Source organism: Gymnodinialimonas phycosphaerae, from assembly GCF_019195455.1.
GTDB classification, from domain to species: domain Bacteria; phylum Pseudomonadota; class Alphaproteobacteria; order Rhodobacterales; family Rhodobacteraceae; genus Gymnodinialimonas; species Gymnodinialimonas phycosphaerae.
This window is the reverse complement of sequence record NZ_JAIMBW010000001.1, coordinates 403,177-424,630: the sequence shown is the minus strand read 5'-3', so window position 1 is coordinate 424,630 and position 21,454 is coordinate 403,177. Positions and strand designations below refer to the sequence as shown.

At 64.1% G+C, this 21,454-nt stretch carries 26 protein-coding genes; 3 read left to right on the top strand and 23 right to left on the bottom strand.

Annotated elements, in window-relative coordinates; translation table 11 throughout:
• Window positions 1-42 precede the first annotated feature (42 nt).
• Window positions 43-639, top strand: a complete 597-nt coding sequence (gene infC / locus KUL25_RS02165; protein WP_257891425.1) for a translation initiation factor IF-3 — start codon at window positions 43-45, stop codon at window positions 637-639.
• 126 nt (window positions 640-765) lie between these two features.
• On the top strand, window positions 766-1,026 hold the full coding sequence (locus KUL25_RS02160; protein WP_257891424.1) for a hypothetical protein: 261 nt from the start codon (window positions 766-768) through the stop codon (window positions 1,024-1,026).
• Between the two features lie 30 nt (window positions 1,027-1,056).
• On the opposite strand, the gene KUL25_RS02155 is transcribed toward KUL25_RS02160, so the two are convergent.
• From KUL25_RS02155 to KUL25_RS02110, 10 genes are all read right to left on the bottom strand, one after another.
• Window positions 1,057-1,611 (bottom strand): sugar O-acetyltransferase, encoded by a 555-nt coding sequence (locus KUL25_RS02155; RefSeq protein ID WP_257891423.1) that lies wholly within the window; start codon window positions 1,609-1,611, stop codon window positions 1,057-1,059.
• 3 nt (window positions 1,612-1,614) lie between these two features.
• Window positions 1,615-2,400 (bottom strand): FAD binding domain-containing protein, encoded by a 786-nt coding sequence (locus tag KUL25_RS02150; RefSeq protein ID WP_257891422.1) that lies wholly within the window; start codon window positions 2,398-2,400, stop codon window positions 1,615-1,617.
• Window positions 2,401-2,489: 89 nt separating this feature from the next.
• Complete coding sequence (locus KUL25_RS02145; protein WP_257891421.1) at window positions 2,490-4,856, bottom strand: xanthine dehydrogenase family protein molybdopterin-binding subunit; 2,367 nt, start codon at window positions 4,854-4,856, stop codon at window positions 2,490-2,492.
• 131 nt (window positions 4,857-4,987) lie between these two features.
• Complete coding sequence (locus KUL25_RS02140; protein WP_257891420.1) at window positions 4,988-5,473, bottom strand: (2Fe-2S)-binding protein; 486 nt, start codon at window positions 5,471-5,473, stop codon at window positions 4,988-4,990.
• A gap of 164 nt (window positions 5,474-5,637) precedes the next feature.
• Window positions 5,638-6,615, bottom strand: a complete 978-nt coding sequence (locus KUL25_RS02135) for a molybdopterin-binding protein (RefSeq protein WP_257891419.1) — start codon at window positions 6,613-6,615, stop codon at window positions 5,638-5,640.
• Entirely contained in the window at window positions 6,612-7,565 is a 954-nt protein-coding gene (locus KUL25_RS02130) for an XdhC family protein (protein WP_257891418.1), read from the bottom strand. The genes KUL25_RS02135 and KUL25_RS02130 overlap by 4 nt, the downstream gene beginning before the upstream one ends.
• Window positions 7,566-7,670: 105 nt before the next feature.
• Complete coding sequence (locus tag KUL25_RS02125) at window positions 7,671-8,927, bottom strand: vWA domain-containing protein (RefSeq protein WP_257891417.1); 1,257 nt, start codon at window positions 8,925-8,927, stop codon at window positions 7,671-7,673.
• 110 nt (window positions 8,928-9,037) lie between these two features.
• A complete protein-coding gene (locus tag KUL25_RS02120; RefSeq protein WP_257891416.1) occupies window positions 9,038-9,925 on the bottom strand; it encodes a hypothetical protein in 888 nt (295 codons plus the stop codon).
• A 261-nt stretch (window positions 9,926-10,186) separates the two neighbouring features.
• The gene (locus KUL25_RS02115; RefSeq protein ID WP_257891415.1) at window positions 10,187-10,600 is read right to left on the bottom strand and encodes a hypothetical protein; all 414 of its coding nucleotides are present in this window, start codon (window positions 10,598-10,600) and stop codon (window positions 10,187-10,189) included.
• Between the two features lie 156 nt (window positions 10,601-10,756).
• Window positions 10,757-11,662 (bottom strand): AAA family ATPase, encoded by a 906-nt coding sequence (locus KUL25_RS02110; protein ID WP_257891414.1) that lies wholly within the window; start codon window positions 11,660-11,662, stop codon window positions 10,757-10,759.
• Window positions 11,663-11,895: 233 nt separating this feature from the next.
• Between KUL25_RS02110 and KUL25_RS02105 the strand changes: the two genes are divergently transcribed.
• Entirely contained in the window at window positions 11,896-12,780 is an 885-nt protein-coding gene (locus tag KUL25_RS02105; protein WP_257891413.1) for a hypothetical protein, read from the top strand.
• Here the strand turns inward: KUL25_RS02105 and ureG are convergent.
• The 13 genes from ureG to KUL25_RS02040 all read right to left on the bottom strand — a co-directional run bounded on the left by ureG (window position 12,755) and on the right by KUL25_RS02040 (window position 21,401).
• Window positions 12,755-13,366, bottom strand: coding sequence for an urease accessory protein UreG (gene ureG / locus KUL25_RS02100; protein ID WP_257891412.1), 612 nt, complete (start codon window positions 13,364-13,366; stop codon window positions 12,755-12,757). The two genes, KUL25_RS02105 and ureG, sit on opposite strands and share 26 nt — an antisense overlap.
• A gap of 106 nt (window positions 13,367-13,472) precedes the next feature.
• Window positions 13,473-14,111 carry an urease accessory protein UreF gene (locus tag KUL25_RS02095; protein WP_257891411.1) on the bottom strand — a complete coding sequence of 213 codons (639 nt, stop codon included), beginning with the start codon at window positions 14,109-14,111 and terminating at the stop codon, window positions 13,473-13,475.
• Window positions 14,108-14,617 (bottom strand): urease accessory protein UreE, encoded by a 510-nt coding sequence (locus KUL25_RS02090; RefSeq protein ID WP_257891410.1) that lies wholly within the window; start codon window positions 14,615-14,617, stop codon window positions 14,108-14,110. Before KUL25_RS02090 ends, KUL25_RS02095 begins: the two co-directional genes overlap by 4 nt.
• 141 nt (window positions 14,618-14,758) lie before the next feature.
• Window positions 14,759-14,980 carry a hypothetical protein gene (locus KUL25_RS02085; RefSeq protein ID WP_257891409.1) on the bottom strand — a complete coding sequence of 74 codons (222 nt, stop codon included), beginning with the start codon at window positions 14,978-14,980 and terminating at the stop codon, window positions 14,759-14,761.
• Window positions 14,981-15,130: 150 nt separating this feature from the next.
• Window positions 15,131-15,745 (bottom strand): hypothetical protein, encoded by a 615-nt coding sequence (locus KUL25_RS02080; protein WP_257891408.1) that lies wholly within the window; start codon window positions 15,743-15,745, stop codon window positions 15,131-15,133.
• A 191-nt stretch (window positions 15,746-15,936) separates the two neighbouring features.
• The gene (ureC, locus tag KUL25_RS02075) at window positions 15,937-17,646 is read right to left on the bottom strand and encodes an urease subunit alpha (RefSeq protein WP_257891407.1); all 1,710 of its coding nucleotides are present in this window, start codon (window positions 17,644-17,646) and stop codon (window positions 15,937-15,939) included.
• Between the two features lie 417 nt (window positions 17,647-18,063).
• On the bottom strand, window positions 18,064-18,459 hold the full coding sequence (locus KUL25_RS02070) for a carboxymuconolactone decarboxylase family protein (RefSeq protein WP_257891406.1): 396 nt from the start codon (window positions 18,457-18,459) through the stop codon (window positions 18,064-18,066).
• Entirely contained in the window at window positions 18,459-19,283 is an 825-nt protein-coding gene (locus tag KUL25_RS02065) for a cyclase family protein (protein WP_257891405.1), read from the bottom strand. Before KUL25_RS02065 ends, KUL25_RS02070 begins: the two co-directional genes overlap by 1 nt.
• Before the next feature lie 50 nt (window positions 19,284-19,333).
• On the bottom strand, window positions 19,334-19,696 hold the full coding sequence (locus KUL25_RS02060; RefSeq protein ID WP_257891404.1) for a lysozyme inhibitor LprI family protein: 363 nt from the start codon (window positions 19,694-19,696) through the stop codon (window positions 19,334-19,336).
• On the bottom strand, window positions 19,693-19,998 hold the full coding sequence (locus tag KUL25_RS02055) for an urease subunit beta (RefSeq protein ID WP_257891403.1): 306 nt from the start codon (window positions 19,996-19,998) through the stop codon (window positions 19,693-19,695). Before KUL25_RS02055 ends, KUL25_RS02060 begins: the two co-directional genes overlap by 4 nt.
• Window positions 19,995-20,261, bottom strand: coding sequence for a hypothetical protein (locus KUL25_RS02050; protein ID WP_257891402.1), 267 nt, complete (start codon window positions 20,259-20,261; stop codon window positions 19,995-19,997). Before KUL25_RS02050 ends, KUL25_RS02055 begins: the two co-directional genes overlap by 4 nt.
• Before the next feature lie 26 nt (window positions 20,262-20,287).
• Window positions 20,288-20,590, bottom strand: coding sequence for an urease subunit gamma (locus tag KUL25_RS02045; protein WP_068353338.1), 303 nt, complete (start codon window positions 20,588-20,590; stop codon window positions 20,288-20,290).
• 10 nt (window positions 20,591-20,600) lie between these two features.
• Window positions 20,601-21,401, bottom strand: coding sequence for an urease accessory protein UreD (locus KUL25_RS02040; protein WP_257891401.1), 801 nt, complete (start codon window positions 21,399-21,401; stop codon window positions 20,601-20,603).
• Window positions 21,402-21,454: the final 53 nt, after the last annotated feature.

Below are 21,454 nucleotides of genomic sequence, written 5' to 3'. Positions count from 1 at the left end.
TAAACCCCGTTTGGGCCGATATCCGCCTTGAAGAACAGGCCCGTGAAGGATATCTTTCAACATCGACTTGAAGGCTACAAAAGGACAAACGCCATAGCCCGCAGACCCCATAACGCGCCGCCGCAACGTGATACCGGCCCCCGCGTAAATGACCGAATTCGCTCTGACAGTGTTCGCCTGATTGGCGCGGAAGGTGAAAACCTCGGCGTCGTGACGCCCGAGCGCGCCATGGATCTGGCCGCCGAGGCCGACCTGGATCTTGTTGAAATTTCTCCGAACGCCGATCCGCCCGTGTGTAAGATCATGGACTTCGGCAAGTTCAAATACGAGACTCAGAAGCGAGAGGCCGAGGCTCGAAAAAAGCAAAAGACCATTGAAATCAAAGAGATCAAGATGCGTCCGGGAACGGACAACCACGATTTCGAGCGGAAGGTGACAGATGCCAAGAAGTTCCTGGAGAACGGCGACAAGGTCAAAGTGACCCTGCGGTTCCGGGGACGTGAGATGGCGCACCAGAACCTGGGCCGCGAGATGCTGGAAAAGGTCGTCGACGAGATCGAGGGCATCGGCAAGATCGAATCCATGCCCCGTATGGAAGGCCGCCAGATGGTCATGATGATCAACCCGGTCACCAAGTAACGCTTCGGGACCTGCGCCGGATAAGGCGCGGGTCCCCCACACGATCCAGGGCCAAACAACGGTCAAGGGCCAAACGGTCAAGGGCCACACGATCCAGAGCCACACGATCAGGCGAAAGTCATCAAGATGAAGACTGCTTCTTTCTCCCTTGCCCTCGCTCTGGTCGCATCCCCCGTCTTCGCCATCGACATGGGTTTTTCCGGCACCGTCAGTATGGGCCTGTTCGGCACGTCGTCGGGCAGCGAAACCGGCGTCACCCCCTATCTGGGGATAGAGGCCGAGGCCACGATCTCGTTCGGGATCGGGGATGATGCCCTTACCGTCGGGGTCATTCTGCCGATTGACGTCGACATCGTGGACGAGAGTTTCTTGCCGTCCCACCGCTAGGGCCAATTGACCGCCAGGGCCATCCCGCCGTTAAGTCGAGATCGCCCGAGCCGGATTGCCGACAACCGTTGTGCCCGCCGCCACGTCTTGCGTGACAACTGCGCCCGCGCCGATGATCGCGCCATCTCCGACGGTGACGCCCGGCAAAATGATCGCCCCGCCCCCGACCCATACATCGCGCCCCAAGGTGACCGGCAAAGCCCGTTCCATGCCCGCCGCGCGCTTCGTGACGTCGCGGTGGTGATCGGCGCAGTAGATCTGCACCGCCGGGCCAAGCATCGCGCCGTCGCCAATGGACACCGGGCCCGTATCCAGGATGACGCAGCCCGCGTTAAGGTACACGTTCCGGCCCAGGGCGATGTTGTGCCCGTAGGCGCAGTGAAACGGCGCCTCCATCAACGCCCCCGCGCCGACCTCTGCCAACAGGGCCGCCAGCAAGGGCGATAGGGCGCCCCGTGCGTCTGGAGGGGTGGTGTTGTGCTGAAAACAAGCGGCGCGCGCCGTGTCACGCATCGCGCCAAGCTCTGGATCAAGGCAGGTGTACCACGCGCCTTGATCCCGTTTTTCGCGTTCGCTCAGGGCCAATGCCTAGGCGGCCGCTTCGACCGCACGCCCCGTCAGGACCTTGACCAGATGCGCCCGGTACGCGGCCGTGCCATGCAAATCGGCGATCATGTCACCCTCTGGAACCGCCAGCGCATCAACCGCCGCCTTGGAGAAATCGCCCGAAAGCGCCGCTTCCGCCTCGGCCCAGCGGAACACGCCGTCACTGGACGCCCCGGTGACGGCCACGCGCACCCCGTCGCTGAACTTGGCCACGAAGACTCCAACCAGCGCAAATCGAGAGGCCGGCTGCACGAATTTCTGGTAGTTCGACGCCTCGGGGACCGGGAAGCGCACCTCGGTGATGATCTCTCCATCCTCCAACGCGGTCTCGAACATGCCTTGGAAGTAGTCATCGGCAGCGATCTCGCGGGTGTTGGTCACGATGGTCGCATTCGACGCAAGCGCCGCCGCAGGGTAGCAGGCCGATGGGTCGTTATTGGCCAGAGAGCCGCCGATGGTCCCACGATTGCGCACCGCCGGATCGCCAATGCGCCCCGCCAGCGAGGCCAGCCCCGGATAGCGCCCGTCCGCGGCCACCGCCGCGTGCGTCGTCGCGCCGCCGATACAGACACGGCCATCGTCGTCGCCACAGATCCCGACCATATCGGAGATGCCGTTAAGGCTGACCAGAACGTCCATCTGTGCCAGCCGTTGTTTCATGGTGGGGAGCAGCGTCTGCCCCCCACCCAGCGCTTGCGCCTCCTCCTGCGCGAGCGCCGATACCGCATCTGCGATGGTTGTGGGTTTGGTGAATTCGAAGTTGTACATGTTGACCTCCGTGAAGGGTCGCCCCTTCCCTGTTCTCTAAATATCCCGGGGGGTCCGGGGGGCTGGCCCCCCGGCGCCGACCGTATTGCTCACCCCTGCATCGCCGCCCATACGCGCGAGGGCGTCAGCGGCATATCGATATGGGTGACTTTGGTGTGGCCGGCCCGTTGCAGCGCGTCCACGACCGCGTTCACGATGGAGGGCGGCGATCCGATCGCACCCGCCTCGCCACAGCCCTTCACGCCCAATGGGTTATGCGTGCACGGCGTCTGGCTGGAGTGATCCACCTGGAACATCGGCACATCATCGGCGCGTGGCATGGTGTAATCCATGTAGCTTGCTGACAAAAGCTGGCCGTTTTCGTCGTAGCTGACGTTCTCCAACAGCGCTTGACCGATCCCTTGCGCAATCCCGCCATGGACCTGACCTTCCACGATCATCGGGTTGATTACGTTGCCGAAATCATCCGCCGCCGCGAAGGAACATACGGTGACTTTGCCGGTATCGGGGTCCACTTCAACTTCGCAGGCATAAGCGCCCGAGGGGTAGGTGAAGTTGTTGGGGTCGTAGAATGCGGTCTCTTCCAGGCCGGGCTCGATCTCTTCCAGCGGGTAGTTGTGCGGCACGTAAGCGGCCAGCGTCACATCGCCCCAAGCGACTGATTTATCGGTGCCCGCGACGCTGAATGCGCCGTCCTTCAACTCGATATCGCCTTCACCGGCTTCCAGCAGGTGAGCCGCGATCTTCTTGGCCTTGGCGATGATCTTCTCTGTCGCGCGCACCATGGCCGAGCCGCCGACGGCAATGGAGCGGGATCCATAAGTGCCCATACCCATCGGCGTATTCGCCGTGTCCCCGTGGACGATTTCCACCTGGTCCTCGGGAATACCGATCATGTCGGCCACGACCTGAGCAAAGGACGTCTCATGCCCCTGCCCGTGGCTGTGCGACCCGGTCATTACGACCAGACCGCCCGTGGCGTTCACACGCACGGTGGCGCTCTCGTACAAACCAGCCCGCGCGCCCAACTGCCCCACCAAGGCCGACGGCGCGATCCCGCAGGCCTCGATATAGCAGTTCACGCCAAGCCCGCGCAGCTTGCCGTTCTTGGCGGATTCCGCGCGCCGGGCTTCAAAGCCGTCACGGTCGATCATCTCCAAGAGCTTGGTCATCGTGCCTTCATAATCGCCGGTGTCATATTCCACCGCCACCGGGGTGGCGTAGGGGAACTCGGTGATGAAGTTCTGACGGCGCAGCTCGATCGGGTCGACGCCCAATTCCCGCGCCGCCTTGTCGATCACCCGCTCCAGCTGGTACGTCGCCTCCGGGCGTCCTGCGCCGCGATAGGCGTCGACGGGCACCGTGTTGGTGAAAACGGCCTTCACGTTCACGTAGATGTTGGGCGTCTTGTAGTTGCCCGCCATCAGCGTGCCGTGCAGCCACGTGGGGATGGACGGCGCAAAGGTCGACAGATACGCGCCCATGTTGGCGTAGGTATCGGTGCGAATGCCGGTGAAGTTGTTGTCCGCATCCAGCGCCAGCTCGATCTTGGTGACGTGATCGCGGCCATGGGCGTCGGTGATGAACGCCTCACTGCGCGAGGATGTCCACTTCACGGGGCGACGGCAGGCCTTGGCGGCAAAGGTGCAGAACGCTTCTTCCACATAGTGGAAGATTTTGGAGCCAAATCCGCCCCCCACATCGGGCGCCACAACGCGCAGCTTGTGTTCGGGGATGCCAAGCACGAAGGCCCCCATCAGCAAGCGGATTACGTGGGGGTTTTGCGAGGTCGTGTAGAGCGTGCTGTCATCGGTGCCCTGATTGTAATCCCCCACGGCGACCCGAGGCTCCATCGGGTTCGGCGACAGGCGGTTGTTCACCAACTCCAGCGTCGTGACATGGGCCGCCGCCTCGAAGGCGGCATCCACGGCGGGCTTGTTCTCTTCCACGAAGCCCCAATCGTAGCAAAGGTTCGATGTCAGATCGTCGTGAACCTTGGTGGCGCCGTCCTTGACGGCCTCCTTCATGTCCACTACAGCCGGAAGTTCTTCGATGTCCAGCACGATCGCTTCGGCCGCATTGCGCGCCTGCTCCAGGCTGTCGGCCACCACGGCGGCAATCGCGTCGCCCACGTAGCGCACCTTGCCCTGGGCCAGCACCGGATGCGCGGGTTCCTGCATCGGCTCGCCGTGCTTGTCGGTGATCTGCCAACCGCAAGGCACACCGCCCACGCCTTCGAAATCCGCACCGGTGAAAATGCGCACCACACCGGGCATGGCTGCCGCCGCGCTGGTGTCCACGTTGTTTAACCGACCGTGCGCCACGTCCGAGCGCAGGAAGTACACATAGGCCTGCCCGTGCAGGTTGATGTCGTCCGTATAGCGCCCCTGCCCGGTCAGAAACCGAACATCCTCGCGCCGCTTGCTACTTGCACCAATGCCATGATCTTTGGGCATGATCGTTCTCCCTTTCACCCCCGCCGCTCACCACCATAGGGAGCGCTCCGGGTCGACAGGGCCTCCCGCCCCATCCTTGTTCCTCAGATATGCAATTCCAACCGCCTGCCCTTGCGGGCACACGCCAGTTTTTATTCCGCCGCCATCGGCGCCACATCCTGCCCGGACGCTGCCATGATCGCCTTGACGATGTTGTGGTAGCCCGTGCAGCGGCAGATATTGCCCTCCAGGTACTCACGCACCTCGGCCTCGGACGGCTTGGGATTGTCCTTGAGAAGTGCTGCAGCCGACATCACCATGCCCGGCGTGCAGAACCCGCACTGAAGCCCGTGATGGTCCTGGAATGCCTGCTGGATCACGCCAAGCGAGCCATCGGCATTCGTCATGCCCTCGATCGTCTTGACCTCGGCCCCGTCGATATCCAGCACCAGCGTCGTGCAGCTTTTCACCGCCTCGCCGTTCACATGGACGACGCAGGCGCCACATTGGCTGGTGTCGCAGCCCACATGGGTGCCGGTCATCCGCTGGCCTTCGCGCAAGAATTCGCTTAGTAACGTGCGCCCTTCGACGTCCCCGGAAACGGCTTTGCCGTTCACCGTCATCGTAACCTGGGTCATGGAGTCCTCCCTTTGTGATTTTCTCCATCCAAGCACGGATTTGGTGATTCACAAACCCAAAGTTTCACTCCAATCACCCCTTTTCGGCGGCTCTGCGCATGCTGCAACTGCAGCATTTTCTGCAACCTTTCCAACGATGTGCAGGAAACGCTGGGAAACATCTCCTATCCCTCCCTTGGTCTTGGGCGGCTGGGGATCTCTTTCAATAGCCCTCCAACGCCCATGGCCGGGATATCGATATCTTCTGGGGCGACGCCGCAGATCATGCGCTCCAACACCCAATCCGCCCCATTCAGCGCGGGTGAGCGTGCGCAGCCCGGCAAGCCGATGACAACCTTGCTGCCAAGCCGCCCGATGAAAAGCAGATTACCCGGGTCCACCGGCATTCCGTAGTGCAGCACCTGCCCCCCCGCCACGCGTACAGCCGCAGGCGCGGTATCCGCGATATCCGACGTGGCCGAGCCTGTCAGGATCAGCAGCACCTCCCCCGACGCGGCGCGCAGGGCCGCCGCAATGTCCGCAACCTCATGGGGCACGACCACCCGTTCACTCAGGGCAACGCCAAACCGATCCAGCCGAACTTGCACCGCGTCCCGGCCCTTGTCCGAGCGCGCGGCACCGCCCACGCTTTCAATCAACGTGGCCGATGTGACCGAGGGCTCTCGCAGCCGTACTGCCGCGTGCGCTCGTGCGCAGGCCTCCGCCACATCTTCCTGGGCCACCGCGAATGGAATGATCTTCACTGTCACCGCCAGCCCCCGCGCGCCAAGCCGCGCCCAGGCGGCCACCGTCGCCACCGTGATCGCTGGGTTGACGCGGTTAACCGTTTCGATCGCCGGGACGTCCACCTCCACGATCCCCGCAGCACGTGCCCGCAGGTTCACCCGTCCGGTCGCGGCGCCATCGGCCAACAGCCCCGGCCCTCTCAACGCCTCCGCAATCTGCATCGCCGCCGCATCTTCATGGACGTCGCCCGGCGCCAACCGGGCGACCACCACCTCGGTCGCTCCGGCTTCCATCAGATCGGCGATATGCGCTGCCGTCAGCCATGTCCCCTTGGGGATTCGCCCCGCCGCGACCCTCTCGGAATGCGCCAGGATGGCCCCCTCGGCCTCGCCTACCGGAACCGGACCGAACTTCATCCTTTCCTCAGGACCTGTGTGACCTGCCCCATGATCGACACCGCGATCTCTCCGGGACCGCGCGATCCGATATCAAGGCCCACCGGTGCGTGAATGCGCCCGATCTCGGCCTCGGGAAACCCCGCCTCCTGCAACCGCGCCACACGCTTGGCGTGGGTCCGCTTGGACCCCAGGCACCCCAGGTAAAAGATGTCGGACCGCACTGCGCGCTCAATCGCCGGGTCATCCAGCTTCGGGTCGTGCGTCAGCGTCACAACGCAAGTGCGCGCGTCCAGCCCCAGGGCGTCCAACGCCTCGTCCGGCCAATCCTCGACAATCCGTTCGCCCGGAAACCGCGCTGCCGCCGCGAAGGCCGGTCGAGGGTCCACGATCACCGGATCGTACCCCGCAAGCCGCGCCATCGGCACCAGCGCCTGCGCCACATGGACCGCCCCGACGATGATCATCCGCAACGGCGGATTGTGGATATGTACGAACACATCCCCCTCCATCCCCGATTGATCGGCCCGGAACCGCTCTGCGTGCCCGTTTCGCACTACCTCGCGCTCGCCCGTTTCCACGTTCACGCAATAGGCCACCGCCTCGCGCGCCGCTCGGGAAGCCACGACCTCCTCCAGAAGCGCGCCCATCGCCGCGACCGGCTCCACCCACACACGGATACGCCCGCCGCAGGCCAAACCCACCGCGAAAGCCTCATCGTCCGACACTCCGAATTCCAGCATACGCCCGGCATCAGCCGCGCCCATCTCTATGGCCTCGACCACCACCGCGCCCTCGACACAGCCCCCCGAGACCGAGCCCGCCATTTCGCCATCGTTTGACACCACCAACTGCGCCCCGACGCCCCTCGGCGCCGAGCCCCAGGTCTCCACCACGGTGGCCAAGACCGCGCCCCGGCCCGCCCGGTGCCACTCCAACGCCACCTCCGGCATCCGTTCCAGATCATCCATCAAAAGCGCCTCCCTCACATCAGCCTAGCGGCCCGACACCTGCGCGCAACCCGCCCCATCTTTGTTCACCGAAAATGCCGGGGTCTGGGGCAGAGCCCCAGGAATTCACCCCGCGCGCAACGCTGCCATCAGCCGCGCCTTCTCTCCCGGATCATCGGGCCGGGCCACGGCTTCGGCCAATCCCGCCAAAGCCGCGATGTTGTGCCCCGCCCGGAAGCTGCCCACATGGGGCAACATCGCGCGAATACCGGCCGCTTTCGGCGCGAAACCGTCCCAGCGCAACAACGGATTGACCCAGATCACCCGGCGCGAGGACAGCGACAGCCGCTCCATTGCCGCCTCCAGCCGCTCCGGCTCGTCCCGATCCAGCCCGTCGGTGATCAGCAACACCACCGCGCCGCGCCCCAGGACGCGGCGGCTCCAGTCGCGGTTGAAGCTTTCCAGACAGGCCCCGATCCGCGTGCCGCCTTCCCAATCCTGCGCCTCGGCCCCGGCGGCGGTCAGCGCTGCGTCGACGTCTCGCGCGCCCATGTGGCGCGTGATGTTGGTCAGCCGCGTGCCAAAAGTGAACGCATGGACCTCGGCCCATCCCGCGCCCTTCTGGTTCGACACCGCATGGAGGAAATGCAGCACCGCGCGGGAATAGCTGCTCATCGAGCCGGAAATATCGCACAGCGCCACCAGTGACGGCCAACGCTCCCGCCGGGACTTGCGGGCGAATTCCACCACATCCCCCCCACGCCGCATCGCGATCCGCATCGTGCGCCGCCAATCGGCCTGCGCGCCCTGCACCGAGGCCACGGTCCGCCGCGACACCAGGGGCGGCACAGACAACGTCATCTGTGCGATCAGCCGCTTGGCCTCTGCCATCTCGGCCACGGACATCTGCTCGAAATCGAGCGTTTTCAGCCGCTCTTCGCGGGACATCGTCAGGGTCGCATCAACCTCGATCTCCGTGCCCGCCTCACCCTCAGGAAGATCCGGTGCATCGCGCTCCACCCCGTGCAACAGGGCCTCGGCGGCGCGCTTTTCGCCCGCTTTCAACTGCCGTTCTGCCGCCACGCCGCGTACGGCAGGCGTCAGCATTGACATCATGTGTTCCAGATACTGCGGATCGCGCCAATAGAGCCGGAACACCTGATCATAAATCGCCCGATGCTCGGGCCGGGCGGTGAAACAGGCGCGCAGGGTGTAGTAGAACTCTGCCTTCTCGCTGAACCCTACGGCGGCAACGGCCGAAATCGCATCGGCCACCCGCCCCGGCCCCGCAGGCAGCCCTGCCACCCGCAGCGCACGGGCGAAATGGGTGATGTTGCGGGTCAGTTGCGGGTTTTCGGGCAGCTCGAGGGGGGCGTGTTCCATGGTACTGAACAGAAAACGCCCCCGGCCTCGACGTCAAGACCGGGGGCGAGAAAGCCTCAGAAAGGACCTCGCGCTCAAGTAGCGAAGCTTTAGCGCACAGAGAGCATCGCTTATTCGTAGATCCACAACTCCGCCGGGTTGTTCGACGAGTTGTTGTAGGCGCCCGCCCAGATATCATACTGGCCCTGCAATACCGGAGAGAACGTCAGCGTCGAATTGAACGTGCCGTTGCTGTCGTCGTTGAAGAACCACTGGCCGTCGGGCGTGTTGATCAACAGGACCGTGTCCACCCGGTTTGATGTCAGTTGGAACGTCAGACGGTTGGTGCTCGACACGCCTTGATAGAAGAAGCGGAAGTCAGGCCGGGTGATCGTGTAGCCACGCCAACCGGTGCCGGGGAAGCAGTTGGTCAACGGAAAGCGCCCGCCCGCGGTGATCCGGGGCACCCGGTAGCTGCCCTGGCCCGCATACATCGTGGCCTGCCCGAACGCCGTACGCCCGATGGTGTAGTTGGGGCAACCGGAATAGCCGCCGCCCCCGCCGTGCACGAAAGCCCCGGGGCTGACGGCAGTCATGGCGCCGCCACCAGGCACCGGTTGCGGAACTGGTTGTGGTGTCGGTGTCGGCTGCTGGCCGTTGGCATAGATCCCGGCGAAATACCCCGCGCCCGAGCCGTAGTTGGAATTCGGGTTGGAGCAATCATTCCGATCCGAGCCCCATTCACAAAGGTTCAGGCCGTTGGGTTCATCGCAGTCACCATCGTTGGTGTAGGGACAGGCCGCCGGAACCGGTTGCGGGATCGGCTGTGGGATGGGGACCGGCACCGGCGCCGGGGTTTGCGCGACATAGGCTCCGGCGGAAAAACCCGCACCCGCGCCATAGTTGGCGTTGGGATTGGAGCAGTCGATCGGATCGGTGCCCCAGGCGCAGAGGTTCAAGCCGTTGGGTTCATCACAATCGCCGTCCCCTGCCCATGCCGCCGGGCACGGATTGCGCAACCCTTGCGCGCTCGCATCCTGTGCCCATCCGCCAACGGAAAGGCACGAGGCTACAATGACAAATTTTATAAAACTCAGTCGCATAATTGGTGTCCCTGTTTGCAGCGTTATTCCTGCGATTAACCGCGCTAGCGCGACGCGAGTCAAAGGAAACGTGCGTGGGGGACGATCATGGGGGGCACCGACAAGAACCAATGTGTCCGCGTCGGCGCCCATCTTGGCAGGGTGTCAGTCCATCAGGTCGATCTCATGAACCTCGGTTCACACATCGTCCGTCGGTTCAATCTGCGGATCCTCGGTTTCCGGCTCCTCCGGCTCGGGTTCCTCGGGATCTTCAATCTGTGTCTCCTCGGCCGGTTCTTCACACTCCTCACATGGAAGACCGCAAACGTACCCCGAATAGTTGTTGAAAACGGTGCCATCGGGGTAGATGCCCTGCGCCGCGATCCATTCCATCGCCGCAGCCCTGTTGAAGACGATGTCCTCTGTCAGGCCGTTTTCACCGAGAGAATGAAAGGTACGCGTGCCGTCCGCCTCGACGGTCAGAAGGCCCGGGCGGAATACGCCATCGGCCTCTTGGTCGCATCGACTGACCCCCACCGTATCCGCCATTATCGGCGCTGCGAGCAAAGCCAAGACGGCCGCCAGACCGGAAATCTTCAATTGGTGTCGCATGATCGGACTCCTTTCCGTTGCTATTGCTCAAGCATAGGTCAGGCGTCTGGAGCAAAATTGATCTGTGTCACTTCCGTGCGGCAGGAATTGTCAAAAAACCAGAAGACCCTGTGCCTTGCGGGACTGGTCCGTGAGCTCGGCTGCGCTTTTTGCGTCTCAGGCCGGGGTGCCGCTGCGCACCTCGTCCAGAATGCGCTTGGCCTCGGAGCCCTGCAACTTCTGGATGTCGTCCTGGTATTTCAGGATCGCCCCCAGCGTATCGGCGATCACTTCGGGGCTAAGCTCGATCACGTCGAGGGCCAACAGGCACTTCGCCCAATCCAGCGTCTCGGCCACGCCGGGGCGCTTGAACAGATCTTCCGTGCGCAGGCGTTGCACGAACGCCACGACCTCGCGGCTGAGGGTCTCGGCGGCCTCGGGCACGCGGGCGGCCAGGATTTCCATCTCGCGGGCCATGTCGGGATAGTCGACCCAATGATACAGGCACCGTCGCTTCAATGCGTCATGGACCTCGCGCGTGCGGTTGGACGTCAGAATCACGATCGGTGGCTCCGGCGCCTTGATCGTGCCCAACTCGGGTATCGTGACCTGAAAATCGCTCAGCGCCTCCAGAAGAAACGCTTCGAACGGCTCGTCCGTGCGGTCGATCTCGTCGATCAGCAGCACCGGCGCGCCTGCCGGGTCGGGCCGCATGGCTTGCAGCAAGGGACGCTCGATCAGGTAGTCGGCGGAAAACAATTCCGCCTGCAGTAGCTCTTTGTCGGCATTGCCCTCCGCTTCCGCCGTGCGGATCGCAATCATCTGTGCCGCGAAATTCCATTCGTAGACGGCGCTGGAGGCGTCCAGCCCTTCGTAGCATTGCAACCGGATCAGGCGCCGACCCAAAGCCGCCGAGATCGCCTTGGCGATTTCTGTCTTTCCGGTGCCGGCCTCCCCTTCAAGAAACAGGGGCCGTCCCAGTGTCAGCGCCAGAAACACGACCGTCGCCAGGGCGCGACCACAAACGTAGCCCTCCGCCGCCAGGGCCTCTTGCACATCATCGATGGATTGAAACGCTGCCATGTCACCTCCGCTCTTTCGCCCATCAAGGCCCCGCAGAGCGCCGGGGTCAAGCCACAGCCTCTCGATAGCCCCTCTTGCAACGAACCTTTGACCAACGGCTGTTAACCAAAAATTCACCATTTCCCACGGAATTGCCCGGCGTCTTTCGCATCCCCGCCACAGTCTTTCCCGATAGCAGTCCGCGTGGCACAGTCGCCACGTGCACCCTTACTTCAGTTCCCGAGTTCGCCGCCATGCCCGATACCCTCGCCCCCACAGATCCCCGCCACGCCTGGCTGCGCCATCTTGGGCGCATCGGGGCCGATCACGGGTTTTTCGACCGCCTTTCCGCGCGCCACATGGCGCTGTTTGTGGATGAAGGCGATACGCTGGTGCTCAGCTTCGACCGCGCGGATCGGACCTGGGATCAAGGCGACGCAGGCTTGCCGCTTGGCTTCGATTGCGTGCGCGCGCTGGAAGTATCTCTTCTGTCGATCCTGTCAATCGACCGAACATGGTTTCGGGACGCGGGGGTCGAGGATTTGTTGCAAACCCTCGCCAAAGAGGGTTTTTTCGACAGCTATGCGCAGGTGCTGATCCTCGCAACGGGTCCCGATTGCGGCCATGCCGCCGCGCGCGCAGCCCGTCATGTGCCCGGCGCGCGGGTTCTTCTCTCGCGCCCTGCCGCCGCAATCAGCGCCACCCACGCCCCGTTCGAGCGGCGTTTCACCGATGATCGCGCCAGCGATCCCGACACCCCACCGCCGCTGGGGCCCGAGGCGCTGCAAAGTGCTGCCACCACCACGATTCTCTTTGATCCCGCCCGCGCCCCCGAGGCCGCCCAGGCCGCCCTTTTCCGCGCGCCCGGCACCACGCGCATCGCCCTGCCTCACACCGGCCCGGCCCTCGACCGCGCCGTCGCGCGCGGCGAAGTGCTCGTGCCGCTGACCCGCCACTTGGCGGCAGACACGCTCACAGCGCAAACAACCCGAAAGGTCCTGCGCCCGATCCTGCGCCGTGATCACGGCTACCTGGCCCGCCTTGCCAAAGCCGCCGAGACATCCGGTCACCCGGAGCGCGCCGCAAGGATCACAACGACGGGATCACAGCGCCCTAAAGCCCGCCCGCGTCCTCGATAAATGCCACGATCTCTGCAACGCCCCGCGCGTCCCTCAGGCTAGCCATCACATAGGGTCGGCTGCCGCGCGCGACCTGTGTGTCGGCCTCCAACTGCGCCAGGTCCACCCCCACATGGGGCGCCAGGTCGACCTTGTTGACGATCAGAAGGTCCGAGCGCGTCAGCCCCGGTCCCTTCTTGCGCGGGATGTCCTGGCCCGCCGCGGTGTCGATCACGTAGATCGTAAGATCCGCCAGTTCCGGCGAAAAGGTCGCCGCCAGATTGTCCCCGCCACTCTCGATGAAGATCACATCGAGATCCGGCAGGCTCTTGCGAAACGCCGCCACCGCCGCGAGGTTGATCGAGGCATCTTCCCGGATCGCGGTGTGCGGGCAGCCTCCTGTCTCGACGCCCTTGATGCGCTCGGCGGGCAAGACCTGCGCGCGCAACAGGAACTCCGCATCCTCCGACGTGTAGATATCGTTGGTGATCACCGCGACCGAGTATTTCTGCGCCATGACCCGCGCCACTTCCGCCGTCAACGTCGTCTTTCCCGCGCCCACCGGCCCGCCAATCCCAACCCTCAAAGGCCCATTCACCGATCCCATTGCTCTCTCCAATCACCCTGAAATTGCGCGCGCGCCCGGCCCACAGTGCACCGCTCCGTGCTTCATCTTGCCCAATACAACTCAATCCCGCACGCTCCCCACGTGCTCACGTCCGAAAGATCCGCACGTCCAGCAACTCATGCTCCATCGCCGCCAGATCGGCTCCGAAGACCGCCTGCCCGATGTCGTCCAAACCGCAGCCCAAGGCTTCCTGCGCCAAGCTCGCGACGTCCTCCTGCAACCCCGCCAGGATCATCTGCCCCTCTGCCTGCCCAAGTGGCACGAAGCGCACAGCAGCCGAGACCAGGTTTCCCACGAACCCTTGCAAAAAATGCGCCACCACCACGTCTCTTGCCACGCCAAGCCGCGCCGCAGCCGCGCCGAAGGCAACCGGATAGGCCCGTGCCACGCCATCGCCCTGCCCCAGGGCCGCCAGCGTCGCGGCCAGTGCCGCGCCCTGGTCGCGGGTCTCTTCCCAGCGCTCGCGAGAGCCTACCAGGGCCCGCGCCCAGTCGTTCAGTCCCTCCAGGTCCGCGCCCTCCTCCATGGCCGCCACCACCAGGATCGCATCGGTGCGGCCCGCGCCGCGCCGCAAGACACCCCGGATCCACGCCGCCACGGCCACCCCGTCAGGGACACGGCCCGCAACAATCTCTGCCTCCAAGCCATGGGAATAGGCATAGGCCGAGACCGGAAAGGCCGGTGACAGCCATTGGCTCAGCCGCAAAAGCCCCAAGTCGCTCAATGCCCGTGCCTATGCTCGTGTTCATGGTCGTGCTCATGTCCGCGGGATTGCTCTTCGGGGCCATGGGAATGCCCATGGGTGCGTCCATGCCCGTAAGCGCCGCCCTCGGGGCGAAACGGCGCGTCGATGGCTTCCACCTCGGCACCCAGATGCGCCAGCATGTTCGCCAATACGTGATCTGCACGGATCAACAAATGATCCCCCGCCACCTCGCAGGGGGTATGGCGGTTGCCGATGTGCCAGGCCAGCCGCACCAGATTGCCCTTGATCCGCAATAGCGGCTCAGCCGCCGCAGCAACCTCGATCACGCCCGCTTCTACGCGCAACCCATCGCCCGGCTCCAATGAAACAGTCTGCGGCAGGTCAACCAGCACGTCGCCCCCGCCCTCAACAGCCAGCCGCTTTCGGCGCAGGAACCTGCCTTCATAGTCCAGCACGACCCGCGCAACAGCTTCACCCTGCCATGTGCCCGCCCGCACCACTTCTCCGGCCGTACCAAATCCCAAGTCTCGCCCTCCACGCCGCTTCGGCGTGACCAAAACCTGCGTGCCACCGGGTCACAATCCCTGGCCCGGCCCCAGACACAAAAAGCCCCGCCGGACCGAAGGGCCAGACGGGGCTTTTGCATGAAAGATAGGCAAAATGCCCTAAAGATAGGCACGCGCTGCATGGCGTACGAGCGTTTGGCGGGTCAGCCCGCGGGCCTCCAGTTGCGCGTCACTCAGGGCCGACAGATGCTCGATCTCCTGTGCGCAGGTGCGCGCCTTGGCGATTTCCGTGAACAGCGTGTCGAGGCGTGCGAACCACGTGCGACCCTGGGGTTTGACGGCGGCGGAGGTCGAGAAGACGTTGGTGGAAAATACGGCCATCTGAATGGCTCCTTCGGCTGTGGGTCCTGCTGATTACCTCCAATATAGGTCAGCAAATCAGACCTACGCCTGCCAATTCCACAACCCCGCCTTGCGCCTTGCGCAATGCCACATCCCAAGCGTCCCGCGCACGTTGCGCCGCCCCACAGGTCAATTCGCCTCTGCGCGCACCGCGACGTCTTCGTAAGTCGTCGGCCCTGCGGTGTCGGTGACAGCCACCAGAACCGCCGTCCCAAGATCAGGCAGATACATCATTTCCTCCGTATAAAGCGGCCCATCAACACCTGAGACGACCATGGTCGCCGGTAGCGCCGTCAGGGCACAGGTGCCCAAAGTCCACGTCGTGGCAACCTCCACCGTCAAAGCGCCGGACTCGCCATAACTGCCGGTCGCATCGGTGAACATATAGCCCCCTTCCCACGCGAGGCCCGGCGCTGGCATCGGCAGCGTCGAGAACTTGTCAGGGCGGGCGAACACCCCGCCCGAACCGGGCACAATCGCCCCCACCCCGTCGATGTCGCCGTACCAGACGATATAGACCCCATGGGCGAGGATCGAGCGGCTCGTCGGCTGGTTTTCGACCACATAGTCGATCTCGATCCGTTCGGCGTCGAGACGGCGGTGAACCTCATCGGCCCCGTCCGCGCCGATGAAGCGAATGCCCCCGCCGTCAAGATCGGCGGCGGTGGGACAGGCCAGCGTCGCGCTTGCGGTCAGGGCGTAAAGAAGCCCCGCGCCTTGGGCGGTTTGTGTTTGGGGTCGCATGGGTGTCTCTCTCCGTCGTGTCGAAAACTGCGGCTCTCTGCGGGACGGGCCCCTTTTGTGGGTGCCCCTTTGGGATGGCTCTTAGCCCCCCGCGCACGCCGACTCTCGTCATCAACGGCCTCAAGGGACATGATCGCGGCATCGGCCGCCAGTTTCCAACGCAGGGATCCAACGTATGGACGCGTACCGCCTCAAAACATGAAATACCGCTGTGCCATGGGCAGTTCTTGCGCGGGCTCGCATGTCAGGATTTCTCCGTTCGCGCGCACTTCGTAGGTTTCGGGATCGACATGGACCTCAGGCCGGAAAGCGTTGTGGATCATGTCGGATTTCTTCACGTGCCGGGTTCCTTGAACGGCGAGCGTCTCCTTGGCCAGCCCCAACGACGCGCCGATCCCCGCCGCCTGCGCCGCTTCGCTGACGAACAACACGGCCGAGCGTTCGACGGACCGCCCGAAGGCCCCGAACATGGGCCGTGAATAGACCGGCTGCGGCGTCGGGATGGAAGCATTCGGATCCCCCATCTGCGCCATCACAATGGTGCCGCCAATCAGTGACATCTCGGGCTTCACACCAAAGAACGCGGGGCTCCACAATACCAGATCGGCGCGCTTGCCTTCTTCGACGCTGCCGATCTCGCGCGACATCCCGTGCACGATCGCAGGGTTGATGGTGTATTTGGCGACATACCGCTTCACCCGGAAGTTATCGTTATCGCCTGCCTCTTCCGGCAGGCGCCCGCGCTGCTTGCGCATCTTGTCCGCCGTTTGCCACGTCCGGATGATCACCTCGCCCACGCGGCCCATGGCTTGGCTGTCGGACGCCATGACGCTGAATGCCCCCATGTCGTGCAGGATATCTTCTGCGGCGATGGTCTCCTTGCGGATGCGGGATTCCGCGAAGGCCACATCCTCGGGGATGGATTTGTCGAGGTGGTGACACACCATGAGCATATCCAGATGCTCCTCCAGAGTGTTGATCGTGTAGGGCATCGTGGGGTTGGTCGAGGACGGTAGGATATTGTCGTACCCCACCACCTTCATGATGTCGGGCGCATGGCCTCCGCCCGCGCCCTCGGTGTGAAACGCATGAATGGTGCGGTCGCCAATGGCGGCCAGCGTGTTTTCCACGAAACCGCTCTCATTCAGCGTATCGGTGTGGATCATCACCTGCACATCCATGTCGTCGGCCACCGACAGGCAGCAATCAATCGCGCCGGGCGTCGTCCCCCAGTCCTCGTGCAGTTTCATCGCGCAGGCGCCTGCGGTTACCATTTCCACCAGCGCCTCGGGCTGGCTGGCGTTGCCCTTGGCAGAGAGCCCGAAGTTCATCGGAAACGCATCAAGGCTTTGCAGCATCCGCCCGATGTGCCACGGCCCCGGCGTGCAGGTGGTGGCGAGCGTGCCGTGGGCCGGACCCGTGCCGCCACCAAGCTGCGTGGTAATGCCCGAGTGCAGCGCATCCTCGATCTGTTGCGGGCAGATGAAGTGGATATGGGCGTCAAAGCCCCCCGCCGTCAGGATGCGCCCCTCGCCCGCAATCGCCTCCGTTCCCGGCCCGATGATGATGTCTACATTGGGCTGCGTATCGGGATTGCCTGCCTTGCCGATCTTGTGGATGCGCCCGTCCTTGAGGCCCACGTCCGCCTTGTAGATACCACTATGGTCCACGATAAGCGCGTTGGTGATCACGGTATCCACGGCGCCATTTGCTCGGGTGACTTGGCTCTGCCCCATCCCGTCCCGGATCACCTTGCCGCCGCCGAACTTCACTTCCTCGCCATAGGTGGTGAGATCGCGTTCAACTTCGATGATCAGGTCGGTATCGGCCAGCCGCACGCGGTCGCCGGTCGTGGGGCCATACATGGCGGCGTAGTCATTGCGGGGGATTTGGGTGGGCATTTCGGAGAACCTTGTTTGAGGCTTGGAAAGAGTTTCAAAGCGGTGAAGGGACTACTTCGACATTGCGGAGCCAGATTGGCTCAACGAAGCTGGGGCACGAAAGCTGTAAATCGATAGTACGATTGCGAGGTCCGCCAAGGCTATATCCACGACACCACTCGCCATCCGGCCCAAGACGCCAGCTGCATCCGATTCCACAAACATGCAAATGCCCACGCATGATGGCGTATTCATCTGTGCGGTTTGGAGTTTCAAAGAGGTAACCAGAGCAAACGGCAAGAAGACCAGTCGCTCCCAGAACCATCCAACGCCCCGCCCGGCTCCAAGGCCGGGCAGCCCCCGACCGCCCCCCCGGGCGGGGGCTTCTCCCCCACCCGCGGTCGCGGGCAGCCCTCAGTTCTCTGCAAACGACGTTACTCACGCCTCGAACACCTCATCCACCGGCACTTGCAAGCCCGTCACAATCCCGTTCGTCTGCATCGCCATGCCGATCACGGCCAGCAGCTCTCCGTACATCTCATCCGTCATGCCCTTGGCCTTCGCCCCCGCCGTGTGGGAATGCACGCAATACGAGCACCCATTGGCCGTCGAGACCGCCACGTAGAGCATTTCCTTCACCAACGGGTCCAAAGCCCCCGGCGCCATGACGACCTTCAACCGCTCCCACGTGGCCTTCAACAGCGCCGGGTCATGGGCCAAAGCGCGCCAGAAGTTGTTGATGAAATCGGTGCCACGAACGGCCCGGATGTCGTTGAAGACGGCCAGCGCCTCGGCGCTGACCTCCTCGTCACTCAAAAGCGCAACGGTTCCCATCAGGCCAGCGCCATGACCCGCGCGGGCCCCCCGGTGCCGCCGCGCACCTTGGGTGCGCCGACCATCAGGGTCGCGCCTGCTGCGGGCAGCGCATCCAGCCCGGCCAGGCATTCAATCCCGTAGCGCCCCGCAGGCAGCCATGCATAATGCGTCGCGAAATCCGCCGACGGCCCATGGTCAAGCGATAGAGTATCGACGGCCATGCACACGGCTCCGGTTTCCTCCAGCAACATCTGGGTGGCCTCGATATGGAAACCTGGAAAATGCAGGCTGCCGCCGCGCGCCGCGTCCGCGCCGCGGAAGCCATCGGTGCCCACCTTGTCGGACCATCCCGAATTCATCGCCACTGCCGCGCCATCGGGGATCTCGCCGTGCTCTGCAATCCAGGCGCGCAGATCATCCGGGGTCACTTGCGTGTCCCGATCCTCCGAAGCGCGCGCGCGGATGTCGATGATGCACAACGGACAGGCGAGGTTTTCCACCGGGATTTCAGCCACGGATTGGCCGTCGGCGCTGAAGTGCAGCGGCGCGTCGATATGGGTGCCGGTATGCTCATTCACCGACAGGACATAAAGGTTGTAGCCATCGGCCGCAAAATCGAACTGCTTGTCATAGCTGATCCCGGGCACGCCGCCGAAGGTGGGGAAGTCCTCCGACAACTCATGGGTCAGGTCCACGATCATGCGGGCCGGCTGCGCCAACACGGGCCCGGTTGCCGCCCCCAACGTTGCCGCGCCCGCCGCAGCCGCGATCCCGCCCTTGAACAGCGAGCGGCGCGAGAGCATCCGCTCCTTCACGGAATTCATTACACAGATATCACACATAGCAATCTCCTTTGGGTTGTCCCGCTCGACGGGGCCTGAATGGCAGGGCCTCAATTCTGCAAATACGTCTCCAGATCGCGGGCGCGGCGCTCGGTCAGGCGCGCCAGGCAATCCAGCTCGATCATCGGCGCGATGGAGCCGCCCTGAAAGCGAGCGCTCTCCATGTCACAGGTCAGATCGCGGAAGGTGATCCAGGCGCGCTGCGCCGCGCGCAGGTTCTCTTCCTGCGCCCCGTCCAACGTCGCAATCACCTGCTGGTAGGCGTTGTTGAGCAGCCCGTCCCAGAACGCCAGATCGCGCCCGGCACATTGGGTCAACGCGCTTTGCGTCAGGGCCGCACGGTCGGTGCAATCCAGATCCTGCGCCGCCACCGGGGCGGACCAAAGCAGGGCTAAGACAAGGGCGATCCTCACAAATCACCCATGATCTGCTGATTGAACCCAAACACCCGTCGCCTGCCACCGTAGGGCACCAGATGCACCTCTCGGGTCTGGCCCGGTTCGAACCGCACAGCGGTTCCGGCGGCGATGTCAAGCCGTGTGCCCCGTGCTGCGGCACGGTCAAACGACAACGCGTTGTTGGCCTCTGCAAAATGGTAGTGGCTGCCCACCTGCACCGGCCTGTCGCCGGTATTGGCAACCTCCAGCGTCACCACCTCCGCGCCCGCGTTCAACTCGATCATGCCGTCTTCCGGCATCACTTCACCTGGTATCATTCCCTGTTCTCCCCCTTCGCCAACGCCACAATTCGTTTGCCGAACACCCCCAAAAGCGCCCCGGCAAGAAGCGCCAGAGACGAGCCGCCGCCCGTCAAGACGGCCGCGACCAGCAACAGCAGGACAAGCGTCAGCAAGTCGAACTCCGTCTCGGAAATCGGGATCTTCGCCAGCGCCACCTGCTCCATCGCGGCGCGCACATGAGGTTCCATGTATGGCGTCGCAAACCCCGCCAAAGCCCCAAGAACAAACGTGAAAATCATTGCATAGCCCTCATCTGCACGCCCCCCTACCGGATCGGGTGGTGAACCGTCACCAGTTTGGTTCCGTCGGGGAAGGTCGCTTCGACCTGCACGTCGTGGATCATCTCGGCAATCCCCTCCATGCATTCATCCGCCGAGATCACATGGGCCCCCGCCTCCATCAGATCCGCGACACTGCGCCCATCCCGCGCGCCCTCCACCACGTAATCGGTGATCAGTGCAATCGCCTCGGGGTGGTTCAACTTGCACCCGCGCGCCAACCGACCGCGCGCGACCATGGCGGCGAGGCTGATCAGAAGCTTGTCTTTTTCACGTGGCGTCAAATTCATTCGTGGTCCCTTATATCTGCCAAACCCGCGGCAGTGCCCCGCGTGTCACCTGTTCCACGGCCCGCGCGACCGCGCGCCGCAGCGGATAGGCCTGTGGCGCGCTGAACCGGGCCGTCAGCCGCCCGTCCCACGCGCTTGCCGCCGCGCGCACATCGTCGGGCAGAACCGCGCGCAGGGCGTCCAGGCGGTCTTCCGCATCGCGCGCCATCAGCGTCAGCGAGGCAATGGCCAAGGCCCCATTCAGCCCCGCCGCATTGTCCCCGGCCAGATCTTCCGGCCCCAGCGCGATCGCCTCCACCATCGCCAACCGCCCGCCCCGCGTTACCTGACGCAAGTCGTGCAGACGGATATCGTGTAGCACTTCGCCCATGGCGGCCCGGCCCAGAACAAGCGTTTCCAGCAGCACCAGCTCTGCATCCTCGGCCATGTCCACATCCAGGCGGCGCTCCAGCGCGGCACCCTCGAACAAGATCAGCTCTTGCGGCACCCAATGCAGGCAGGCCCCCGGTCCCACGCGCAACCGGGTCTCGACGATCCCCGGCGCGCCGATCGCGCGGTACGCGCGCTCTGCCGTCTGGGTCGTGGCAAGGCACGCCCCCGTCTCGACACACAGCGCATAGTCCAGCCGATCCCCGCCGGTTATGCCGCCCGCCGTGTTCAGGAACACGACCTCCGGCGCGCGTCCGAAGACACGCGGCATCAAGACCTTGGCCGAGCCGCTTTGGTGCAGATCGCGCAAGCGTCTGCCGTCCAGCCGAACAGAGGCCCGGCCATGGACCCGTTGATGAGAGGGCGCGGCAGCGTCAAACATAGTCGAAATCCTAGGCGTGCGCGCCCGGCACAGGCAAGCTTTCGCGCCGCAAC

Excerpts from the sequence above, each read along its gene's own strand:
- KUL25_RS02160 (WP_257891424.1), top strand. The coding sequence starts at position 766 with ATGAAGACTGCTTCTTTCTCCCTTGCCCTCGCTCTGGTCGCATCCCCC.
- KUL25_RS02150 (WP_257891422.1), bottom strand. The coding sequence starts at position 2,400 with ATGTACAACTTCGAATTCACCAAACCCACAACCATCGCAGATGCGGTA.
- KUL25_RS02145 (WP_257891421.1), bottom strand. The coding sequence starts at position 4,856 with ATGCCCAAAGATCATGGCATTGGTGCAAGTAGCAAGCGGCGCGAGGAT.
- KUL25_RS02140 (WP_257891420.1), bottom strand. The coding sequence starts at position 5,473 with ATGACCCAGGTTACGATGACGGTGAACGGCAAAGCCGTTTCCGGGGAC.
- KUL25_RS02135 (WP_257891419.1), bottom strand. The coding sequence starts at position 6,615 with ATGAAGTTCGGTCCGGTTCCGGTAGGCGAGGCCGAGGGGGCCATCCTG.
- KUL25_RS02130 (WP_257891418.1), bottom strand. The coding sequence starts at position 7,565 with ATGGATGATCTGGAACGGATGCCGGAGGTGGCGTTGGAGTGGCACCGG.
- KUL25_RS02125 (WP_257891417.1), bottom strand. The coding sequence starts at position 8,927 with ATGGAACACGCCCCCCTCGAGCTGCCCGAAAACCCGCAACTGACCCGC.
- KUL25_RS02115 (WP_257891415.1), bottom strand. The coding sequence starts at position 10,600 with ATGCGACACCAATTGAAGATTTCCGGTCTGGCGGCCGTCTTGGCTTTG.
- KUL25_RS02110 (WP_257891414.1), bottom strand. The coding sequence starts at position 11,662 with ATGGCAGCGTTTCAATCCATCGATGATGTGCAAGAGGCCCTGGCGGCG.
- KUL25_RS02105 (WP_257891413.1), top strand. The coding sequence starts at position 11,896 with ATGCCCGATACCCTCGCCCCCACAGATCCCCGCCACGCCTGGCTGCGC.
- ureG (WP_257891412.1), bottom strand. The coding sequence starts at position 13,366 with ATGGGATCGGTGAATGGGCCTTTGAGGGTTGGGATTGGCGGGCCGGTG.
- KUL25_RS02085 (WP_257891409.1), bottom strand. The coding sequence starts at position 14,980 with ATGGCCGTATTTTCCACCAACGTCTTCTCGACCTCCGCCGCCGTCAAA.
- KUL25_RS02080 (WP_257891408.1), bottom strand. The coding sequence starts at position 15,745 with ATGCGACCCCAAACACAAACCGCCCAAGGCGCGGGGCTTCTTTACGCC.
- ureC (WP_257891407.1), bottom strand. The coding sequence starts at position 17,646 with ATGCCCACCCAAATCCCCCGCAATGACTACGCCGCCATGTATGGCCCC.
- KUL25_RS02070 (WP_257891406.1), bottom strand. The coding sequence starts at position 18,459 with ATGGGAACCGTTGCGCTTTTGAGTGACGAGGAGGTCAGCGCCGAGGCG.
- KUL25_RS02065 (WP_257891405.1), bottom strand. The coding sequence starts at position 19,283 with ATGTGTGATATCTGTGTAATGAATTCCGTGAAGGAGCGGATGCTCTCG.
- KUL25_RS02055 (WP_257891403.1), bottom strand. The coding sequence starts at position 19,998 with ATGATACCAGGTGAAGTGATGCCGGAAGACGGCATGATCGAGTTGAAC.
- KUL25_RS02050 (WP_257891402.1), bottom strand. The coding sequence starts at position 20,261 with ATGATTTTCACGTTTGTTCTTGGGGCTTTGGCGGGGTTTGCGACGCCA.
- KUL25_RS02045 (WP_068353338.1), bottom strand. The coding sequence starts at position 20,590 with ATGAATTTGACGCCACGTGAAAAAGACAAGCTTCTGATCAGCCTCGCC.
- KUL25_RS02040 (WP_257891401.1), bottom strand. The coding sequence starts at position 21,401 with ATGTTTGACGCTGCCGCGCCCTCTCATCAACGGGTCCATGGCCGGGCC.